This window comes from Streptomyces sp. NPDC054813, assembly GCF_053611365.1.
Genome location: NZ_JBSHAF010000032.1, coordinates 65,463 through 84,720, shown reverse-complemented (window position 1 = coordinate 84,720; position 19,258 = coordinate 65,463). Strand labels below are relative to the sequence as shown.

General features: G+C 74.0%; 16 protein-coding genes. 6 read left to right on the top strand and 10 right to left on the bottom strand.

Annotated features, from left to right (window positions below; genetic code table 11):
* The first annotated feature begins 56 nt into the window (after positions 1–56).
* Genes ACWGJB_RS43065 through meaB form a run of 3 tightly spaced genes read left to right on the top strand, consistent with a single transcriptional unit; the run spans position 57 to position 5,031 of the window.
* Positions 57–1,862, top strand: a complete 1,806-nt coding sequence (locus ACWGJB_RS43065) for a methylmalonyl-CoA mutase family protein (RefSeq protein WP_453385484.1) — start codon at positions 57–59, stop codon at positions 1,860–1,862.
* Positions 1,862–4,036 carry a methylmalonyl-CoA mutase gene (gene scpA / locus ACWGJB_RS43060; protein WP_453385483.1) on the top strand — a complete coding sequence of 725 codons (2,175 nt, stop codon included), beginning with the start codon at positions 1,862–1,864 and terminating at the stop codon, positions 4,034–4,036. Before ACWGJB_RS43065 ends, scpA begins: the two co-directional genes overlap by 1 nt.
* On the top strand, positions 4,033–5,031 hold the full coding sequence (gene meaB, locus ACWGJB_RS43055) for a methylmalonyl Co-A mutase-associated GTPase MeaB (RefSeq protein WP_453385482.1): 999 nt from the start codon (positions 4,033–4,035) through the stop codon (positions 5,029–5,031). The genes scpA and meaB overlap by 4 nt, the downstream gene beginning before the upstream one ends.
* On the opposite strand, the gene ACWGJB_RS43050 is transcribed toward meaB, so the two are convergent.
* Together ACWGJB_RS43050 and ACWGJB_RS43045 are read right to left on the bottom strand one after the other, a co-directional pair.
* Positions 5,019–5,594, bottom strand: a complete 576-nt coding sequence (locus tag ACWGJB_RS43050; protein ID WP_453385481.1) for a sigma-70 family RNA polymerase sigma factor — start codon at positions 5,592–5,594, stop codon at positions 5,019–5,021. The two genes, meaB and ACWGJB_RS43050, sit on opposite strands and share 13 nt — an antisense overlap.
* 117 nt (positions 5,595–5,711) lie before the next feature.
* Positions 5,712–6,419 carry a hypothetical protein gene (locus ACWGJB_RS43045; RefSeq protein ID WP_453385480.1) on the bottom strand — a complete coding sequence of 236 codons (708 nt, stop codon included), beginning with the start codon at positions 6,417–6,419 and terminating at the stop codon, positions 5,712–5,714.
* A gap of 159 nt (positions 6,420–6,578) precedes the next feature.
* On the opposite strand from ACWGJB_RS43045, the gene ACWGJB_RS43040 reads away from it, so the two are divergent.
* Positions 6,579–7,121: a GNAT family N-acetyltransferase gene (locus tag ACWGJB_RS43040; protein ID WP_453385479.1), complete on the top strand. Its 543-nt coding sequence runs from the start codon at positions 6,579–6,581 to the stop codon at positions 7,119–7,121.
* A 31-nt stretch (positions 7,122–7,152) separates the two neighbouring features.
* Here the strand turns inward: ACWGJB_RS43040 and ACWGJB_RS43035 are convergent, their stop codons facing one another.
* The 3 genes from ACWGJB_RS43035 to ACWGJB_RS43025 form a co-directional block, all read right to left on the bottom strand.
* A complete protein-coding gene (locus tag ACWGJB_RS43035; protein ID WP_453385478.1) occupies positions 7,153–7,590 on the bottom strand; it encodes a glutaredoxin domain-containing protein in 438 nt (145 codons plus the stop codon).
* Between the two features lie 105 nt (positions 7,591–7,695).
* The gene (locus ACWGJB_RS43030; RefSeq protein WP_453385504.1) at positions 7,696–8,421 is read right to left on the bottom strand and encodes an alpha/beta fold hydrolase; all 726 of its coding nucleotides are present in this window, start codon (positions 8,419–8,421) and stop codon (positions 7,696–7,698) included.
* A 298-nt stretch (positions 8,422–8,719) separates the two neighbouring features.
* Positions 8,720–9,691 carry an alpha/beta hydrolase gene (locus tag ACWGJB_RS43025; RefSeq protein ID WP_453385477.1) on the bottom strand — a complete coding sequence of 324 codons (972 nt, stop codon included), beginning with the start codon at positions 9,689–9,691 and terminating at the stop codon, positions 8,720–8,722.
* Between the two features lie 255 nt (positions 9,692–9,946).
* On the opposite strand from ACWGJB_RS43025, the gene ACWGJB_RS43020 reads away from it, so the two are divergent.
* Complete coding sequence (locus ACWGJB_RS43020) at positions 9,947–11,179, top strand: MFS transporter (RefSeq protein WP_453385476.1); 1,233 nt, start codon at positions 9,947–9,949, stop codon at positions 11,177–11,179.
* Between the two features lie 174 nt (positions 11,180–11,353).
* Positions 11,354–12,208 carry a LysR family transcriptional regulator gene (locus tag ACWGJB_RS43015; protein WP_453385475.1) on the top strand — a complete coding sequence of 285 codons (855 nt, stop codon included), beginning with the start codon at positions 11,354–11,356 and terminating at the stop codon, positions 12,206–12,208.
* A gap of 223 nt (positions 12,209–12,431) precedes the next feature.
* On the opposite strand, the gene ACWGJB_RS43010 is transcribed toward ACWGJB_RS43015, so the two are convergent.
* The 5 genes from ACWGJB_RS43010 to ACWGJB_RS42990 all read right to left on the bottom strand — a co-directional run bounded on the left by ACWGJB_RS43010 (position 12,432) and on the right by ACWGJB_RS42990 (position 19,209).
* Positions 12,432–12,896 (bottom strand): DUF5709 domain-containing protein, encoded by a 465-nt coding sequence (locus tag ACWGJB_RS43010; protein ID WP_453385474.1) that lies wholly within the window; start codon positions 12,894–12,896, stop codon positions 12,432–12,434.
* A gap of 25 nt (positions 12,897–12,921) precedes the next feature.
* Entirely contained in the window at positions 12,922–13,923 is a 1,002-nt protein-coding gene (locus ACWGJB_RS43005; RefSeq protein WP_453385473.1) for a helix-turn-helix domain-containing protein, read from the bottom strand.
* Positions 13,917–14,981 carry an AraC-like ligand-binding domain-containing protein gene (locus tag ACWGJB_RS43000; RefSeq protein ID WP_453385472.1) on the bottom strand — a complete coding sequence of 355 codons (1,065 nt, stop codon included), beginning with the start codon at positions 14,979–14,981 and terminating at the stop codon, positions 13,917–13,919. The genes ACWGJB_RS43005 and ACWGJB_RS43000 overlap by 7 nt, the downstream gene beginning before the upstream one ends.
* Before the next feature lie 128 nt (positions 14,982–15,109).
* Complete coding sequence (locus tag ACWGJB_RS42995; protein ID WP_453385471.1) at positions 15,110–16,075, bottom strand: alpha/beta hydrolase; 966 nt, start codon at positions 16,073–16,075, stop codon at positions 15,110–15,112.
* A 32-nt stretch (positions 16,076–16,107) separates the two neighbouring features.
* Positions 16,108–19,209 (bottom strand): AAA family ATPase, encoded by a 3,102-nt coding sequence (locus tag ACWGJB_RS42990; RefSeq protein WP_453385470.1) that lies wholly within the window; start codon positions 19,207–19,209, stop codon positions 16,108–16,110.
* Between the last annotated feature and the right edge of the window lie 49 nt (positions 19,210–19,258).

Here is a 19,258-nt window from a genome sequence, read left to right as displayed (position 1 = left end):
CAAGGTCACAGCCCCGTCACCCGTGCACTTTTGGCGCTCTGCCCTAGCATCCGAGCATGACGGTCCTGCCTGACGACGGGCTCTCACTGGCCGCCGAGTTCCCTGACGCGACACACGAGCAGTGGCAACACCTCGTGGCGGGTGTACTGCGCAAGTCGGGCAGGGAAGTCTCGGGCGAGGCCGCTGAGGACGCTCTGTCCACGACGCTGGAGGACGGGCTGCGCACCCGTCCCCTCTACACCGCGCGCGACATGGCGCCCGACCCCGGCCTGCCCGGCTTCGCGCCGTATGTGCGCGGCGGCCGGCCCGAGGGCGGCACCGGGGGCGGCTGGGACATAAGGCAGCGGCACGCGGCAGCCCCCGACGGCGCGGTCCTGACCGATCTGGAGAACGGGGTCACCTCACTCTGGCTGCTGGTCGGCCAGGGCGGCATCCCGGTGTCCGGCCTCGCCCGCGCCCTCGACGGCGTCTACCTCGACCTGGCCCCGGTCGTCCTCGACGCCGGCCGCGAGATGCCGGAGGCGGCCGCCGAGCTGTTCCGGCTCTACGACGAGAAGGGCGTCGACCCCAAGGCCGTACGCGGCAACCTGGGCGCCGACCCGCTCGGCTTCGAGGCGCGTACGGGAGAGTCCCTGGACTTCGCGCCGGTCGCCGGGCCGGCGCGGCGGTGCGCCGAGGAATTCCCGGGGCTGCGCGCACTGATCGTGGACGCGCTGCCGTACCACGAGGCGGGCGGGTCGGCCGGACAGGAGCTGGGCGTCTCACTGGCCACCGGAGTGGCCTACCTCCGGGAGCTGACCGAGGCCGGGATGGGCGTCGCACAGGCTCTCGGGCAGCTGGAGTTCCGGTACGCAGCCACCGCCGACCAGTTCCTGACGATCGCCAAGCTGCGCGCGGCGCGCCGGCTGTGGGCGCGGGTCGCCGAGGTCAGCGGGGCGGCCGACGCGGGCGCCCAGGTGCAGCACGCGGTCACCTCGCCGGTAATGATGAGCCGCCGCGACCCGTGGGTGAACATGCTGCGCACCACGGTCGCCACGCTCGCCGCCGGGGTGGGCGGCGCCGATGCGGTCACCGTGCTGCCGTTCGACCACGCACTCGGCCTGCCGGACGCGTTCGCCCGCCGTATCGCCCGCAACACCTCGACGATCCTGGTCGAGGAGTCGCATCTGGCCCGGGTGATCGACCCGGCGGGCGGCTCCTGGTACGTGGAACGGCTCACCGACGAACTCGCCCACGCGGGCTGGGAGTTCTTCCGGTCGATCGAGCGGGACGGCGGCCAGGCGGCCGTGCTGCGCTCGGGCCGGCTGCGCACGGACCTCGCGACGACCTGGGCGGAGCGCTCCAAGAAGCTCGCCAGGCGCCGCGAACCCATCACCGGCGTCAGCGAGTTCCCGCTCCTGGCGGAGAAGCCGCCGGTGCGCGAACCCGCCCCGGAGCCGCCGTCCGGCGGGCTCCCCCGGGTGCGCCGGGACGAGGCCTACGAGGAGCTGCGCGCCCGCTCGGACGCGCACCTCGCGGCGACCGGCGGCCGCCCCCGGATCTACCTGGCGACGATCGGCCCGGCCGCCGCCTACACCGCCCGCGCCGGTTTCGCCGCCAACCTCTTCCAGGCCGGTGGCATCGAAACCGTCACCGAGGGCAGCTTCGAGGAGAGCGGCGCCACCGAGGCGGTGCTCTGCTCCAGCGACGCGCTCTACGCCGAACAGGCCCCGGGAACCGCCGAGTCGCTGAAGGCGGCCGGTGCCCGGCACGTGTTCCTCGCGGGCCGGGGCGAGTTCGCCGGTGTCGACTCGTACGTCTTCGCGGGCTGCGACGCCGTGGCCGTGCTGTCCGAGACCCTTGACCGCATGGGAGTGTCCTGATGGGAATCCCCGACTTCTCCGGCATCGAGCTGGGGACCCCCGTCACCGAGGGCGGTGACGCGGAGTGGCGTACGGCCGTCAAGCACGCCACCGGCAGCGAGGCCCCGGTCTGGGAGACCCCGGAGGGCATCGGGGTCAAGCCGCTCTACACCGGCCGTGACCTGGAGGGCCTGGACTTCCTCGGGACGTACCCGGGCATCGCGCCGTATCTGCGCGGCCCCTACCCGACGATGTACGTCAACCAGCCCTGGACCATCCGCCAGTACGCGGGCTTCTCCACCGCCGAGGAGTCCAACGCGTTCTACCGGCGCAACCTCGCGGCCGGCCAGAAGGGCCTGTCGGTCGCCTTCGACCTGCCCACCCACCGGGGGTACGACAGCGACCACCCGCGGGTGACCGGTGACGTCGGCATGGCGGGCGTGGCCATCGACTCCATCTACGACATGCGCCAGCTCTTCGACGGGATCCCGCTGGACCGGATGACCGTGTCGATGACGATGAACGGCGCCGTGCTGCCGGTGCTCGCGCTCTACATCGTGGCCGCGGAGGAACAGGGCGTACCGCCCGAGAAGCTGGCCGGGACCATCCAGAACGACATCCTCAAGGAGTTCATGGTCCGCAACACCTACATCTATCCGCCGAAGCCGTCGATGCGGATCATCTCCGACATCTTCGCCTTCACCTCGCAGCGGATGCCCCGCTACAACTCGATCTCCATCTCCGGCTACCACATCCAGGAGGCCGGTGCCACGGCCGACCTGGAGCTGGCGTACACGCTGGCGGACGGCGTCGAGTACATCCGGGCGGGCCGCGAAGCCGGCCTGGACGTGGACGCGTTCGCGCCCCGCCTCTCCTTCTTCTGGGCGATCGGCATGAACTTCTTCATGGAGATCGCCAAGATGCGGGCGGCCCGGCTGCTGTGGGCCAAGCTGGTCTCGCAGTTCGAGCCGCAGAACACCAAGTCCCTCTCCCTGCGCACCCATTCGCAGACCTCGGGCTGGTCGCTGACCGCGCAGGACGTCTTCAACAACGTCACGCGGACCTGTGTGGAGGCGATGGCGGCGACCCAGGGCCACACCCAGTCGCTGCACACCAACGCCCTGGACGAGGCCCTCGCCCTGCCCACCGACTTCTCGGCGCGCATCGCCCGCAACACCCAGCTGCTGATCCAGCAGGAGTCGGGGACGACGAGGGTCATCGACCCGTGGGGCGGCAGCGCCTACGTGGAGCGGCTGACCTACGACCTCGCGCGCAAGGCCTGGGCGCACATCCAGGAGGTCGAGCAGGCCGGCGGTATGGCGCAGGCCATCGACGCCGGTATCCCGAAGCTGCGCGTGGAGGAGGCGGCCGCGCGGACGCAGGCGCGGATCGACTCCGGGCGGCAGCCGGTGATCGGCGTCAACAAGTACCGGGTGGACAGCGACGAGCAGATCGAGGTCCTCAAGGTCGACAACTCCTCGGTGCGCACCCAGCAGATCGAGAAGCTGCGGCGGCTGCGGGCGGAGCGGGACGACGTCGAGTGCCGGGCCGCGCTCGACGCCCTGACCCGGGCGGCCGACGGCGAGGGCAATCTGCTGGAGCTGGCGGTGAACGCGGCCCGCGCCAAGGCGACCGTCGGCGAGATCTCCGACGCCCTGGAGAAGGTGTACGGCCGGCACGCCAGCCAGATCCGTACGATCTCCGGTGTGTACCGCAACGAAGCCGGTGAGTCCCCGAACGTGGACCGCACCCGGGCCCTGGTCGACGCCTTCGACGAGGCCGAGGGGCGCCGCCCGCGCATCCTGGTCGCCAAGATGGGCCAGGACGGCCACGACCGCGGCCAGAAGGTGATCGCGACCGCCTTCGCCGACCTCGGCTTCGACGTCGACGTCGGCCCGCTGTTCCAGACCCCGGAGGAGGTCGCCCGGCAGGCGGTGGAGGCGGACGTCCACGTGGTCGGCGTGTCCTCGCTGGCGGCCGGCCACCTCACCCTCGTACCGGCGCTGCGCGAGAAGCTCGCCGAGGAGGGCCGGGCGGACATCATGATCGTGGTCGGCGGGGTGATCCCGCCGCAGGACGTGCCGACCCTCCTGGAGATGGGCGCCACGGCCGTGTTCCCGCCCGGGACGGTGATTCCGGACGCGGCCTACGACCTGGTGAAGCGGCTGTCGGCGGATCTCGGGCACGACCTGTGATCGATGTCGACGCCTATGTGAAGGGTGTGCTCGACCAGAAGCGCGCGGTCGTCGCCCGCGCGATCACCCTCGTCGAGTCCACCCGGCCACAGCACCGGGTGCTGGCCCAGGAGTTGCTCACCGAGCTGCTTCCGCACAGCGGCCGGGCACGGCGGATCGGCATCAGCGGGGTGCCGGGCGTGGGCAAGTCGACGTTCATCGACGCGTTCGGGACCATACTGACCGGCCTCGGCCACCGGGTCGCGGTGCTCGCCGTGGACCCGTCGTCCACCCGGACCGGGGGCTCGATCCTCGGTGACAAGACGCGGATGGAGCGGCTGTCGGTCGACCCGAACGCCTTCGTCCGCCCCTCCCCCAGCGCGGGCACCCTCGGCGGGGTCACGAAGGCGACCCGGGAGTCGATGGTGGTCATGGAGGCCGCCGGGTACGACGTGATCCTGGTCGAGACCGTCGGCGTCGGGCAGTCCGAGACGGCGGTCGCCGACATGGTCGACTCCTTCCTGCTGCTCAGCCTGGCCCGCACCGGTGATCAGCTCCAGGGCATCAAGAAGGGCGTCCTGGAGCTGGCCGACGTCATCGCCGTCAACAAGGCGGACGGCCCGCACGAGCGCGACGCGCGGTCCGCGGCACGGGAGCTGGCGGGCGCGCTGCGGCTGATGCACGGCAAGGACGCGTTCTGGACGCCGCCGGTGCTGAGTTGCAGCGCCCGCGACTCGATCGGCCTGGAACTGGTCTGGGAGCGTCTGGAGCAGCACCGGGCGCTGCTCGACTCCACCGGGCGGCTCGCCGAGAAGCGCCGCGAGCAGCAGGTCGGCTGGACCTGGTCGATGGTGCGGGACGAGCTGCTCGGCCGGCTGTCCGCCCATCCGGCGGTGCGCGCGGCCGCCCCCGACCTCGAACGGCAGGTCAGGGACGGCACGTTGACGGCGACGCTGGCCGCCGAGCGGATCCTGAAGGCGTTCGGGGAATCTCCCGACGCGCCTCAGGCCAGCTGATCCTGGAGCGCCTCGCGGGCCCGGGCCACCCGGGACCGGACCGTGCCCACGGGACAGTCGCTGACCTCGGCGGCCTCCGCGTACGGCAGCCCGACGAGTTGGGTGAGGACGAACGCCTCCCGTCGCTCGGCGGGCAGCGCCGCCAGCAGATCGAGCAGCGCGACCCCGTCGTCGAAGCCGGGCAGCCCGTACGGCTGGGCCCGCTCGACGGCCAGCTGCCAGTCGGGGACGTCCGCCGGGCGCGGCCGGACGGCGGCGTACCGACGGCTGTCCACGACCGCCCGGCGGGCGATCGACAGCAGCCAGGACCGGGCCGAACAGCGGCCCTCGAAGCGGTGCAGGCTGCCCAGCGCGCGCAGGAACGTGTCCTGCGCGAGGTCGTCGACCGCCTGCGGGTCGGCGCCGAGATGGGTGACGTACCGCAGCACGTCGCGGTGCAGGGCCCGGACGAACGCGTCCACGGCGACCGTGTCTCCGGAGCGGGCGGCGAGCGCCCAGGCCGTGATCGACTCGTCGCGTTTCTCGTGCGGCGCGGGGCGTGCGGGCAGGACGGAAGTGATCACTCGGTGTCCTTGTGAGAAAGGTGAGGGGGAGACGGCCGGCCCTGCGTGCGTGCGCGGGCGTACGGCCGCCGTGTTCGTCCGGGGCGCGCGTGGGCGGCCCCGGAACACCAGCTGTCGTCAGGCGACAGCCGTCCGCACGGGCGGACCCCGGGAAGTGATCGCGTGGACGAGGAGCAGCAGCCGCGGCGCCCGGTCCGAGCGGCGGCGGAGCGGGCGGGGGCGCGGCCGCTCGGGTGCGGCGGGCAGGGCGAGCAGCAGCCGCAGCGGTGCGGTGAGCCGGCCGGCGACGGCTCGCAGGATGCGGAAGGCGGCCCGTTCGCCGTGGCCGAGCCAGAGTCCGCACAGCAGCGCGGCGAGGAGGTGGGCGGCGAGCATGCCGGTGGAGGCCGTGCCGCCGGTGCCGAAGCCCAGGTATTCGACGGGGTCCAGGTGGGCTGGGCCCATGTGCATGGAGGCCATGTCACCGGCCATGTCCATATGCATAGGGGCCATATGCATAGGGGCCATATGCATGGGAGCCATATGCATGGAGGCCATGTCCATGGGGGCCATGGGGTCCGGCTGGGATGTCCACGCCTGGGCCGCGGAGTAGCCGCCGTGCAGCGCCGTCTGGGCGCCGACCGCGGCGGACACGACCAGCGGCAGCCCGCGTTCACGCCCGGCCAGGGCCCAGCCCAGGACGCCGGTGACCACCAGCCCCGCGGCCAGGGCCCAGCCGGGCACCCGGCTGCCGGACATCATGACGTGACCCAGGGCGGCGAGCAGCACACAGACGGCCGCGAACACCGCGGCCCGTACCGTGCGCGCACACCACCCTGCCGTCATGGCGCATCATCCTCGCATCCGGCGCCGCCCTGTCAGGGAGTGGTACGGCGATCCACAGGCGGCGTGCTCAACTCACAGGCGGAGCGGGCCGGTTCACAGCCGCCGGGCCGGCCCGATATTGGTTTGCCGCCGGTCGGGCAGGTCGGATAGGAAGCTCGCATGCTTAGGGGTAACAAGATCGGGCTCAGGGCCCGGTACGAGGCGGACGTCCCGGTCCTGCAGGCCGAGCTCCACGGCGACGTGGTCACCACCTCGCGGGCCAGCGGCCGGCCATGGCGGCCGTTCACGCCCGGCTCGAAGGAAGCGCCGTTCGTGGTGGCCGACGAGGTGGAAGGGAATGTCTCTTTCTCCGTGGTGGAGCTGGACGGCGGCACGCTGGTCGGCAGCGCGATGCTGTGGGGCATCGACACCCACAACCGCTCCGCGCACCTCGGGCTGGGGCTGCTGCCGTCCGTCCGCGGCAAGGGCTACGGCACCGACGTGGTCGCCGTGCTGTGCCACTACGGCTTCGTCGTGCGCGGCCTGCACCGGCTCCAGGTCGACACGCTGGCGGACAACACCGCGATGCTGCGCTCCGCCGAGCGCAACGGCTTCGTCCGCGAGGGTCTACTGCGCTCCGCGGCCTGGGTGATGGGCGAGTTCCTCGACGAGGTACTGCTCGGCCTCCTCGCCCAGGACTGGAAGCCGGCCCCGGAGGGCTAGGTTCGGCCGAGACGGCCTCCTGGCCTGTCCTTCACGCCGGACGGGAGAGTTGTCCGCGCACCCATGCGGGGTCGGGGTTGGTGTGCGGCCGGCCCGCCACGACGACCGTCGGCACGGTCTCGTTCCCCTCGTTGGCCGCCCGCACCGCGGCGGCTCCCGCCGGGTCGCGCCAGATGTTGACCCAGTGCACCTGCCGTGCGCCGCGGCCCAGCCGGAAGCGCAGCCGTATGCAGTACTGGCAGCCCGGCCGCCAGAAGACGACCGGCCGGCCGTCGGCCGCGCTCCGGCGAGCTGCCTCCAGCGCGCCGATCGACCGCGGGAACACGAGAGGTGAGTTCACCCCCGCGACCAGCACGAACACCAGCAGGACGGCCACGGCGGCGGAGGGGCTCCCCCGCAGGATCAGGCCGGTCCCCATGACTGATCCGCAGAGCACGAACAGCATCGGCAGGATCCAGGCGCGCGTCATGGTGACGCAGCCTACCGATGTGTCGAACTGCTCCTCGAACCCGACGACCGGGGCCGCGCACGGTGGGCACCGGTGCGCGGCCCGTTCTGTATCGCCCTCGCGGGGTTATTCCGCGATGAGGCTCTTGACCGCCTCCTGGATCAGGTCGGCGACCTTCCCGGGGTGGGCGAGCATGACCAGGTGGGAGGAGTCGACCTCGATGGTGGTCATGCCGGCGCGCTCGTAGCCGTAGCGCTCGACGTCGGGGTTGATGGTGCGGTCCGAGGAGGAGACCAGGCCCCAGGACGGCTTGGCCTTCCAGGCCGCGACGGGGGCCGGCTCGGCGAAGGCCGCGCCGGCCAGGGGCCGTTGGGAGACGGCGAGCACCTTGGCCAGCTCCGGGTCCACGTCGGCGGCGAAGATCGCGGGAAACCTGTCGGTGTCGACCGTCACGTCGGTGCCGGGCTCCGCCGATCCCTCGACCGGGAACGGCGTGTACACCAGTGCCGAGGCCAGCTCGGAGTCCGGGAACCGGCCCTGCAGCTCGCCGAGGCTCTCGCCCTCCTCCAGGGCGTAGCCGGCCAGGTAGACGAGGGCCTTCACGTTGTCCTCGGCACCGGCGACGGTGATGACGGCACCGCCGTAGGAGTGCCCCACCAGGACGACGGGGCCGGGTATGGCGCGGACCACCGAGGCGATGTAGGCGGCGTCGCCGGTCAGGCTGCGGTTGGGCACGGCCGGGGCAAGCACCTTCAGCCCGTCGGCGAGCAGTTCGGGGATGACCCGGGCGAAGCTGGACGCGTCGGCGAAGGCGCCGTGCACCAGGACGACGGTGGGTGCGGGGTCGGTCATGGGAGTTCCTTGTCGGCTGTCCAGGGGCGGACGGGGGTCGGGCGGGGCCGGGCGGCGCGGGTCGGCGCCGAGGTCCGTGTCGACGTCGTATCCGGCCGCCGTGGGGTCGGGGACGGGGTGCGCGATGTCGGCCCCCAGGTCGAAGGCGGCGGAGCCGATCGCCTCCGCCGGCTCGGCCTCCTCGCGTTCCGCCCGGACCCGGCGGTGGTGCTCGGTCAGCTGTTCCCTGAGGTGCCTGAGGTGCGGGTGGCCGTCGGGCGCTGCCGACGGCTCGCCGGTGTTCACACCGCGCCCCGGATCAGGCGGTGTGGAGGGCCGCGTGCAGGGTGCGTACCGCCATCGAGATGGCGGCCTCGGCGGCGTGCGTCTCGCGCAGGGCGTTGAGCATCACGAAGTCGTGGATGATGCCCTGGAAGCGGACCGCGGTGACGGGCACACCGGCCTCGCGGAGCTTGTTGGCGTACGCCTCGCCCTCGTCGCGCAGCACGTCGGCCTCGCCGGTGATGACCAGGGCCGGGGGCAGGTCCGTGAGCTGCTCGGTGGTGGCGCGCAGCGGGGACGCGGTGATCTGGGCGCGCTCGGCCTCGTCGGTCGTGTACTGGTCCCAGAACCAGAACATGCCGTCGCGGCGCAGGAAGTAGCCCTCGGCGAACTGGTGGTAGGAAGGCGTGTCGAAGCCGGCGTCGGTCACCGGGTAGAACAGCACCTGCTGGAGCAGCGGGAGGCCGCCGCGCTCCTTGGCCATCAGGGTCAGCGCGGCCGTCATGTTGCCGCCGACCGAGTCGCCGGCCACCGCGATCCGGGTGCTGTCCAGGTCCTTGGTCGTGCCCTGCTCCACGACCCACCGGGCGACGGTCCAGTTCTGCTCGATGGCGACCGGGTAGCGCACCTCGGGCGAGAGGTCGTACTCGGGGAAGACCACGGCGGCGTTGGCGCCGACGGCCAGTTCGCGGACCAGGCGGTCGTGGGTGTGGGCGTTGCCGAAGACCCAGCCGGCCCCGTGGATGTAGATGATCACCGGCAGGGTGCCGGTGGCGCCGGCGGGCTTCACGATGCGGGCCCGGACCGTGCCGGTGGGGCCGCCCGAGACGGTGATCCACTCCTCGTCGACGGCGGGCTTGGCGATCTCGCCGGACTGCACCTCGTCGACGGCCTTGCGGCCCTCCGCCGGGGCGAGGTCGAAGAGGTACGGCGGGTTGGCGGTGGCCTCGGCGAAGGCCTGGGCGGCGGGTTCGAGCACCGGCTTGACGGGCGTGAAGTCTTCGGACATGCGAGTCTCCTGGAATTGCGTGGGGCACACCGGTCGTTCCGGCGCCGTCACGCCTCACCGTAGGAGCCCGCCGCACCGGGCAGTTGTCCCCGAGCGCACTTCCGGCCACCCCGCAGCGCACGCTCGGACGCGGTGCGCGGACGGTCATCTGGGACGGAGATGGCTGACATCCCGATCCATCGCCGTGCGAAGGGAAGCATGGCGGGCGGTGGAGCGCTGTGCACGATGAGAGTCACTCCTGTGAGGAAGGTCCCCGTGTCCCAGTCGTCGTCCGAAGTCCGCTCCCCGCGCCGGAAGCCCGCCGCCGAGCCCGCCCACGGGGTGCCGGGCTGGCTGATCGCGCTGTTCGCCGTCGCCTCCGGCATGACGGTCGCCAACCTGTACTACGCCCAGCCACTGCTGTCCGAGCTGCGCGGCGTCTTCCACATCAGCGAGGCCACCGCGGGTGCGCTGATCACGCTCACCCAGGTCGGCTATGTGATCGGCATGCTCTTCCTGGTGCCGCTCGGTGACCGGCTGGAGAAGCGGAGCCTGATCACCGCCCTGCTGACGGTCACCACACTCGCCCTGGTGGCGGCCGGTCTCGCGACCGGCTTCCCGATGCTGCTGATCGCCTCGCTGATCAGCGGTGCCACCTCGGTGGTCGCGCAGATCCTGGTGCCGTTCGCCGCGAGCCTGGCGCCCGACCACGCCCGGGGCCGGATCGTCGGCCGGGTGATGAGCGGCCTGCTCACCGGCATCCTGCTGTCCCGCACGCTCAGCAGCCTGGTCTCCGGCGTCGCCGGCTGGCGGGTCGTCTACCTCGGCTCGGCCGTCCTGATGGCCCTGCTGGGCGTGGCCCTGCGGCTGGCCCTGCCCCGGCAGGCACCGACCACGTCCGTGCCGTACCACCATGTGCTGCGCTCCACGGCGGCGCTGGTGCGCACCCATCCCGCGCTGCTGCGCCGCGGCCTCTACCAGGCCGCGATGTTCGGTGCCTTCAGCGCCTTCTGGACCACCGTCTCGTACCTCCTGACCGGGCCGTACTTCCACTACTCCGCCGTCGGTGTCGGTGTGTTCGCGCTGGTCGGAGCGGCCGGCGCGGCCGTGGCGCCGCTCGCCGGACGCTGGGCCGACCACGGACTGACCCGGCGGATGACCGGTGCCGCGCTCGCGCTCGGCGCGCTGGCCTTCGTCATGGCCGGCTTCGGTCAGCACAGCGTGCTCCTGATCGCCCTGGGGGCCGTCGTACTGGACGCGGCCGTCCAGACCAGCCTCATCCTCGGCCAGCACACCGTCTACCAGCTCGACCCCCTCGCCCGCGCCCGGCTCAACAGCGCCTTCATCGCGATCTTCTTCATCGGCGGCGCCCTCGGCTCGCAGCTCGGCTCGATCGCCTACCGGGCCGGCGGCTGGAGCGCGGTCAGCCTCTTCGGGGCGGTCCTGCCGGTGCTGGCGCTGCTGTACTGGCTGACCGAGCGGCGGCAGAGCGCGAAGCGTCCGGCGTAGGGCCGTGCGGCCCGTACCGGGGAACCACCGGTCCGGTTCCCCGCCGAGCGCCCGGCCGACACTCCCCCGGTGCGCGCCGCCGGGAGCCGGCGGCTGCCTAGGATGCAGCGAAGATCGCCGCCCTGCCGAGGCGGGGCGCTGCGCCGGCGGGAGCGGATGATGGACCTACGGCAGATGGAAGTCGTCGTCGCGGTGGCGGACGCGGGCGGGTTCACGGCGGCGGCACGGCGGCTGCACGTGGTCCAGTCCGCGGTCTCCGGCACGGTCCGCGCGCTCGAACGCGAGCTGGGCACCGCGCTGTTCACCCGGACCACCCACCGGGTCGGGCTCACCCCGGCCGGCGAGGCGTTCGTCCCGGCGGCACGGCAGGCGCTGCGCGCCGCCGAGCTGGCCCGCGAGGCGGTCGACGCGGCCAAGGGGGAGCTGCGCGGCCGGGTGACGGTCGGCACGATGCAGGGGGTCTGGGCGAACCTGCACCATGCGCTGGCCGCGCTGCGGGCGGAACACCCGCGGGTGGTGGTGCGGTTGCGGCAGGCCGCGGTCGTCGACCTCCGGCAGGCGCTGCGCGAGGGCACGGTGGACCTGGCGGTGGTGGCGCTGGACCGCCAGCAGCAGCGCGGGCTGGTGACCAGGCTGCTGACCCACGAGGAGATGGTGCTGGTGGCCTCGCCCCGCCGGAGCCTCGCCGCGAGCGGCCCCGAGGGCACGGTCGACCTGGCCGACATCGCCGAGCTGCCGCAGGTGGAGTTCACCCCCGGCTGGGCCATCCGCGACGCGGCCGACCGCGCGTTCCGGGCGGCCGGCGTCGAACGGACCGCGACCTTCGAGGTCAACGACATCGTGGCCGCGTCCGAACTGGTCCGCAACGACCTCGGCGTCTGCATCATGCCGCCGACCGTCGCCCACCGCTTCCCGGACCTGATCACCTACCGCTTCACCCGTCACGCGCCGAGCTGGAAGGTGATGGTGGTACGCCCGCCCGGCGAGCCCCCGGCCGCGGTCGCGGCCCTGCTGCGGCACATGACCTGACCCGGCACTCCGGCCGGCGCCACGCGCAGGACGCCACGCGCACGGACCCACGCGCAGGGCGCCACGCGCACGGATCCACGGCTCGGCGCGCACGGGAGACCGGCGCCGCGCGCACGCGGCCTCTCGGTGCCGCCCGCAGGACACCGGCCTCGGCCCCACGGGACACCGGCACCACCTCGCGGCGGGGTTCGGCGCCGCGAGGTGCCCGGACGTGCGGGAGCCGTCAGAAGGTCTCGGCGTCGGGGACCACGTGCATCGCGGCCTCCTCCGCCGACGCCCCGGCGCCGTCCAGGCCACGGTCGGAGGCGAACAGGTCGGTCTCGGTGTTCTCGTGGGCGCCCTCGTCCGGTGCGACGAGCCGTCCGGCGCGGACGTCGCCGACCTCGTCGTCGAGGAGTTCGCCGTCCGTGTCCCAGGCGTCGCCGATGTCGTCGCCCTCCAGGACGGCGATGTCCGGGACCTCCTCGGCGAGCCGCTCGTCGAGAGTCTCCCCGCGCTGTCCCTCCGCAGCCGTGACGCCCGTGTGCTCCACGGCCCAGGGCCGCTCCGGCGGTGAGTAGCCCTCGTCCAGGGCCTCCTCGCCGGCCCGGTAGTCCAGGGTGTCCGACGCGTCCAGCAGACCCGCGTCGTCCTGCACCTCCGAACCGTCCGGCTGGTAGACGTCGTCACCCATCGCCTCGTCGGTCATACGTGCTCCATCGTCACTCGGGCCATCAGTTCGATCCGGCCTTCATCGGAAAGGTTAGGAGGTCCGGCCGCGACCCGGGGGCGTTCTCGGCGGCCGTCCGCCGCCACTGCGCCGGTGACATGCCGTACGTCTCCCGGAAGGCCCGGCTGAAGTGGGAGGGGCTGGTGAAGCCCCAGCGGGCGGCCACCGCGGCGATGGGCCGGTGGGCCGACCCGGGCCGGGCGAGTTCCTCGCGGGCCGCCTCCAGCCGCCGGGTCCGCAGCCAGGCGCCGACGGTGATTCCGTGGCGCTGGAAGAGAAGGTGCAGATAGCGCAGCGAGATGGCGTGCTGGTCGGCGATGTCCTGCGGGGTGAGTCCGGGCTCGCCCAGCCGGGTCCGCAGCGCTGCGGTGATCCGTTCCCACAGGGCCGGCTCGGGCTGCCGGCCGGCCTGGTCGAGGGCGACGGTGGCCAGGATCTCCGCCGCGGTGCGGGCGAGTTGTTCGCGCCGGGCCGGGCCGGTCCGTCCGACCTCGTCGACGAGTCCGTCGAGGAGCGGCAGCAGCAGGGCCGCCGCGCCCCCTCCTGCCTCGTCCACCACCGTGGCCGTCAGCGCGTGCAGGCGCCGTTCCTCCAGGCGCAGCAGGGCACGGGGCACCATGAGGATCCGCGCCCGCTGGCGCTCCGGCAGCACGATCCGGAACGGGCGCCGGGCGTCATGGAAGGCCAGCCGACCGGGGCGGAGTTCGGCGGTGCGGCCGTCCTGGAACAGCAGGGCGGTGCCGGCCAGCTGCCGGCGGACCAGGATGTGGCCGCGCGGGTCGGCGGCCACCGCGCGGGCGCTGCGCAGGACGGTTCCGGGGCCGGACTCCTCGGTGGCGATCTGGAGGGCGCCCAGGCGTTGGGAGGTGAGCTCGCCCGTCCAGGGACGGCCCGGCGCCACCGTGACCTCCAGGTCGACGAAGATCTCCGACAGCGCCCGCTGCCAGGCCGCGGGACGCTCGCCGGGTGCCGGGTCCGGGACCGCGCAGGACACCGCCGTCAGCATGGCGTCCCGTCCGCCCGGACCCGGTCCAGCCAGTCGGTGGGTGACAGCCCGAAGGTGCTGCGGAAGGCCTTGCCGAACCCGGCGGAGCCGGTGAAGCCCCAGCGGCGGGCGACCTGGCCCAGGTCGACGGCGCCCGCCGGCCGGGCGGCGAGTTCCCTGCGGCACTCGTGCAGGCGCAGTTCGCGGATCCACCGGCACACCGTGGTGTTCTCGGTCCGGAACAGCCGGTGCAGAGAGCGGACCGAGATGCCGTGGACCGCGGCGATGACGGACGGGGTGAGTTCCGGGTCCGACAGCTGCCAGCGGATATACGTCTTGACGCGCAGCAGCAGGACGCCGTCGGCGCCCGGCAGTTCGGCGGGGTCCTCCCCCAGCTGGTCCGCCGCGGTGGCGGCGACCAGGTCGATGACGCTTCCGGCCAGCCGCTCGGCCGTCGGCGTGGCATACGACTCGGAGGTGTCCGCCAGCCGCTCCAGCAGGGGCGCGAGCAGCGCGGGGAGTCCGCCGCTGGGGCGTACTGCACGGCCGGTGAGCCGCCGCACGTCGGCCTCCGAAAGCTCCAGCAGCCGGCGCGGAACGGCGAAGATCTTCAGCCGGAAGCGTTCCGGGAAGGCGGTGCGGAACGGGCGTACGGTCTCGAAGAACCCGATGTCGCCGGTGCGCAACTCGGCACTGCGGCCGTCCTGTTCGACCCGGGCCCGGCCGGTGCTCTGGACGGCGACGAAGACCTGGTGCCCGTCGCCGCGGGCGATGAAGCGCGGCGCCCGGTGGACCTGGCCGGGGTCGGCCTCCACCGTGGTGACCTGCAGATCCCCGAGTCGGTCGGTCCGCAGGGTCGCGTCGTAGGTGCCGCCTGCGGTGGCGATGTCCATCCCCACCAGGGTGTCGAACACGGCATCGTGCCAGTAGTCCAGGCTCTCGCCCGGCGGCACCGAACGGGTGGTCAGAACCCTGGTTCGGGTACCCGCCGAGACGGTCGGAAGGACCCCGGCTCGGGTACCCGCAGAGGCGGTCGGACGCCGGCGTCTCTCCTCGTAGGAGCCGATCGCGGTTGGCATGACGTCAGCTTCGCCGGGTGAGGGGCGTCGACGCATCAGTCGGCCGACTGGTCCTGTGCCGGTCCTCAGCCGGTCCTCAGCCGGTCCTCAGCCGGTTCTCGCCCGGCTGTCGGCCGGTACCGTGCCCGTCAGGACAGCCGGGCGCTCAGGAAGGCGCAGCCGGTCAGGATCGCGGCCCGGGTGGGCACGCTGTCGGCGAGGGCGTGCAGTGCCACGAAGTCGTGGATCGTGCCGAGGAAGCGCACGGAAAGCGCGTCGACACCGGCCTCGGCCAGCCGGCGCGCGTACAGCTCGCCCTCGTCGCGGGCCACGTCGGCCTCGGCGGTGACGACCAGGGCCGGTGGCAGTCCGGCCAGTTGCTCCGTGCGGGCCCGCAGCGGTGCCGCGGTGGGTTCGGCGCGCCGGGCCGGATCGGGGACGTACCGGGCCCAGTAGGCGTGCAGCGCCCGGCGGGTGAGCAGGTAGCCGGTGGCGAACCGGCGCTGGGAGGCGCTGTCGCAGCGGGCGTCGGTGAGCGGGTAGTAGAGCAGCTGCGCGGCGATCCGCGGCCCGCGCCGGGCCTTCGCCAGCATCGTCACGGCGGCCGCCAGGGTGGCCCCGGCGCAGTCGCCCGCCACCGCCAGCCGGCCCGGATCCAGGCCGAGTTCACCGGCCCGGTCGGCCGCCCAGGTCAGCAGGGCGTAGCACTCCTCCAGGGCCAGCGGGTAACGGGCCTCGGGGGTGCGGCTGTACTCGGGGACGAGTGCGCACACGCCCGCGCCGGTGACGAGTTCGCTGATGAGGCGGGCGTGGGTCTGTGCGTCCCCGAGCGTCCACCGGCCGCCGTGCAGGTACAGCAGGGCCGGGAGTGGGCCGGTGGCCGACGCGGGCCGGACGGTCCAGAAGCCGAGCAGCCCTGCCGGGCCGACGGGGGCCGCCTGGAAGGCCGCGTCCACGTCGAAGTCCCCGAACCGGTCGGCCTGGGTCTCGCGCAGCGCCCGCCGTGCCGTGTCCGGACCGAGGTCGTCGAGGGCGGGCGGGGCGGCGGAGGCGGTGAGCAGGCGCTGCACCACCCGGTCGAGGACGACGGCCGTCCCCGCCGCTCCGGGCCTCATGGGCGCGCCTCCGTCCGGCCCGCCGGCCCCCCTCACCGGCCCTGCACCAGGTCGCGCAGCTGATGGCGGCTGCTGATGCCGAGTTTGGGATACACCTTGTAGAGGTGCGAGCCGACCGTGCGCGGGGAGAGGAAGAGCCGTTCGCCGATCTCCCGGTTGGACAGGCCACTCGCCACCAGCTGGACGATCTGCCGCTGCTGCGCCGTCAGCTCCGCCAGCGGGCCGCCTGCCTCGGGGGCGGGGGCGGCTCCGCTGGCGCGCAGTTCGCGGCCGGCGGCGGCCGCGAGGGGGCCGGCGCCCAGGCGTTCGGCGGTCTCCAGGACCGTGGTCAGCTGCCCGCGCGCCTCCAGGGTCCGGCGGCAACGGCGCAGCCAGTGGGCGTAGTTGAGGCGGACGTGGCCGCACTCCCACGGCCAGCGGTTCGCCGCGTGGTTGACCAGGGCGAGCTGGAAGTGCTCCTCGGCTTCCTCGTCCGGGCCGAGCACGGCGGTCGCGTGGTGCAGCAGCAGCGTCATCCGGGTGCTGGGCCGGTCCCCCTGTTCCGTGCGCACCCGCTTCAGGATCGGCAGGGCCTCGGCCGGCCGGCCGGTCCGCTGCGCCGTGACGGCGAGTTCGGCGATGCTCCGGGGCGACAGGAGGGGGTGCAGCGGCGAGCCGTCGGCGGTGAACAGCTCGCGCAGCTGCCGCCAGCTGTCGTCCCAGTGCCCGCGGGCCATGGCGGCGAGGCCGCGGGCGCGCAGCAGTCGGGCGTGGGTGGCCCGGTTCTCGTCCAGGGAGACGGTGCGCCAGACGGCCGGGGTGAGCTGCCAGGGCTCGTCGGGGAGGGCTCCGCGCAGCGCCCGCAGGGTCAGCGCCTGGGTCTCCAGGTCCGCACGCAGGCGTGGCAGGCGCAGCACGGCCGCCTCGGTCATGGCGTTCTGGAGCACGGTCTGGGCCTCGGTGAACCGGCCGACGGCCAGCAGGGTGTCCACCAGGCCGAGCACCGACCAGCCGCGCAGGCCGAAGGCACGGGCGGTGCGCAGCCGCTCGTCGGCCAGCCGGGACTGCCCCAGGTCCAGGTCGGCCTCGTCGGCGTGGTGGGCCACCGCGGCGGCCGCCAGCCGGCCGGCCGGCGCGTCCGGACCGCCGAGCGGTGCGCGGGGCGGCCGGCCGAGGGCGCGCAGCGCACCGGTGGCGGTCTCGGGCCGGGCCACAACGGCGACCAGCGCTTCCATGGCCAGCCGGGTACCGGGCGCGTCCAGCCGCCCGAGGGACCCGGCCGCACCGGGGTGATCCGCCCCGCCGCCCTCACCCTCCGGCACGTCCAGCTCGCCCAGACGCCCGGCCGCACCGGGGTGCCTCGGCACGTCCAGCTGACCCAGAGACCCGGTCACTCCGGGGTGCCCCGACCCGCCGCCATCGCCCCCCGGCACGTCCAGCTCGCCCAGACGCCCGGCCGCACCGGGGTGCCCCGACCCGCCCCCGTCAGCCCGCTGAGTGCCCGGCACGTCCAGATCACCGAGATGCCCGTTCGCTCCGGGCAGTCCTGCCCCGCCCCCGTCATCCCCCGGCGCGCTCAGCCGGCCCAGAGGCCCGGTCACTCCAGGGTGCCCCGACCCGCCCCCGTCGGCCCGGCGGGCGCGTTCGAGGAGTGCGGGCAGGGCCGCCCGGTGCTCGGGCAGTCCGGACTGGGCGGCGACGGCCGCTGCCAGGCCCGCCAGGGTGAGCGCGAGCGGGCGGCCGATCCGGGGAAAGTGCTCCGAGGCGGCGGCCAGCAGCTCGAAGGCCTCCCGCTGGGCGGACTCGTGGCACAGGACGGAGGCCAGGGCGCCGGCCGCGACACAGACGGACTCCGGCTCGGCGGACTCCCGGAGGAGCCGGCCGTACAGGTCCCGTACCCAGCCGGGGTCCCCCACCGCCTGCGCGGCCGTCAGGGCCTCGGCCAGCCGACGGGCGTGTTCCGGCCGCCGCGGGCTGAGCCGGGCCGCCTGTTCCAGGGCCCGGGCGGCCTGTACGGCGTCGCCGCGCCGCCAGGCGGAGGTCGCCAGCCCGGCGGCGACGAACGCGTCGGCGCCCACGGTGACGGCGGCCAGGTGCCGGGCCCTGTCCTCCGGCAGTACGGCGACCTCGGCGAGGTCCCGGTGGGCCTGCTGGCGCTCCCCCGCGGGGTGCCGCAGATACGCGGCCGACCGCGCCAGCGGATGCCGGAAGACGAGCCGGTCCTCGACCAGCGAGACGAGTCCGGCGGCCTCCGCCGGGGCCCACACCGCGAGGTCGCCGGTGTCCAGGGCCGTCATGACGGCGGCGACGGTCTCGCCGGGCCCGGCGGCCGCCGCGTACAGCAGGGCGCGCCGGGTGCCGGCGGGGAGCGCGTCGAGTCGTACCCCGAAGACGGGCTCGGCGGGCGCGCGCCGCACCGCTCCCGCGGGGCCGGGCACGCTGCGGCTCAGTTCGACCAGGGCCAGCGGGTTGCCCTCGGCCTCCGCCAGGATCTCCAGCCGGTGCCGGCCGCTGGGCGGCGCGGGCTGCCGGTCCAGCAGCGCGGCGGCCGACGCGTCGTCCAGCGGGCCCAGGCTCAGGATCTCGGCGCCGGGAGGCAGGCCGGGCAGGGCGGTCTCGTGGCGGGCGGCGAGCAGCACCGTCAGCGGGCGGCCGGCCAGCAGCCGGGCGGCGGCGAACAGCGCCTCCACGGTGGCACGGTCGCACAGGTCGGCGTCGTCCACGCACACCAGCACCGGCCGGGCGGCGGCGAGCCGGTCGAGCAGCGCGGTCAGCGCCGCCCGCAGCTCTCCCTCGTCCGGCCGGTCGTCCCCGTGGAGTACGGCCGTCAGCACCCGCTGGGACACGGCCGGCAGGGCGGCCACCTCGGCCGGCACCGGCCGCGCCAGCAGCTGTTGCAGGCAGGCACGGGCATGCCGTGGGTCACCGGCCCAGCCCTGCGCCGAGAGCACCGCCACGCCCTGGCCGGCGGCCAGTTCACGGACGCGCCGGAGCAGGGCCGTACGTCCGATCCCCTCCTCGCCGAGGACCAGCAGGGTCTGGGGAGTGCCGGGCTCGCCTGTCACGTACCGCAGGATCCGCTCGATCTCGCCGTCCCGGCCCAGAACGGCGGCCTCGGCGGCGATCGCGGACTGCTGAGGTGACTGGACCGTCATGCACGTACTCCCGTGGCGGTGGACGTTCTCCCTGGCCAGAGCCATTGTC

Bases quoted from the DNA above. Each gene is read 5' to 3' on its own strand.
- ACWGJB_RS43065 (WP_453385484.1), top strand. From the start codon at position 57: ATGACGGTCCTGCCTGACGACGGGCTCTCACTGGCCGCCGAGTTCCCT.
- scpA (WP_453385483.1), top strand. From the start codon at position 1,862: ATGGGAATCCCCGACTTCTCCGGCATCGAGCTGGGGACCCCCGTCACC.
- ACWGJB_RS43045 (WP_453385480.1), bottom strand. From the start codon at position 6,419: ATGACGGCAGGGTGGTGTGCGCGCACGGTACGGGCCGCGGTGTTCGCG.
- ACWGJB_RS43040 (WP_453385479.1), top strand. From the start codon at position 6,579: ATGCTTAGGGGTAACAAGATCGGGCTCAGGGCCCGGTACGAGGCGGAC.
- ACWGJB_RS43035 (WP_453385478.1), bottom strand. From the start codon at position 7,590: ATGACGCGCGCCTGGATCCTGCCGATGCTGTTCGTGCTCTGCGGATCA.
- ACWGJB_RS43030 (WP_453385504.1), bottom strand. From the start codon at position 8,421: ATGACCGACCCCGCACCCACCGTCGTCCTGGTGCACGGCGCCTTCGCC.
- ACWGJB_RS43025 (WP_453385477.1), bottom strand. From the start codon at position 9,691: ATGTCCGAAGACTTCACGCCCGTCAAGCCGGTGCTCGAACCCGCCGCC.
- ACWGJB_RS43015 (WP_453385475.1), top strand. From the start codon at position 11,354: ATGGAAGTCGTCGTCGCGGTGGCGGACGCGGGCGGGTTCACGGCGGCG.
- ACWGJB_RS43010 (WP_453385474.1), bottom strand. From the start codon at position 12,896: ATGACCGACGAGGCGATGGGTGACGACGTCTACCAGCCGGACGGTTCG.
- ACWGJB_RS43005 (WP_453385473.1), bottom strand. From the start codon at position 13,923: ATGCTGACGGCGGTGTCCTGCGCGGTCCCGGACCCGGCACCCGGCGAG.
- ACWGJB_RS43000 (WP_453385472.1), bottom strand. From the start codon at position 14,981: ATGCCAACCGCGATCGGCTCCTACGAGGAGAGACGCCGGCGTCCGACC.
- ACWGJB_RS42995 (WP_453385471.1), bottom strand. From the start codon at position 16,075: ATGAGGCCCGGAGCGGCGGGGACGGCCGTCGTCCTCGACCGGGTGGTG.
- ACWGJB_RS42990 (WP_453385470.1), bottom strand. From the start codon at position 19,209: ATGACGGTCCAGTCACCTCAGCAGTCCGCGATCGCCGCCGAGGCCGCC.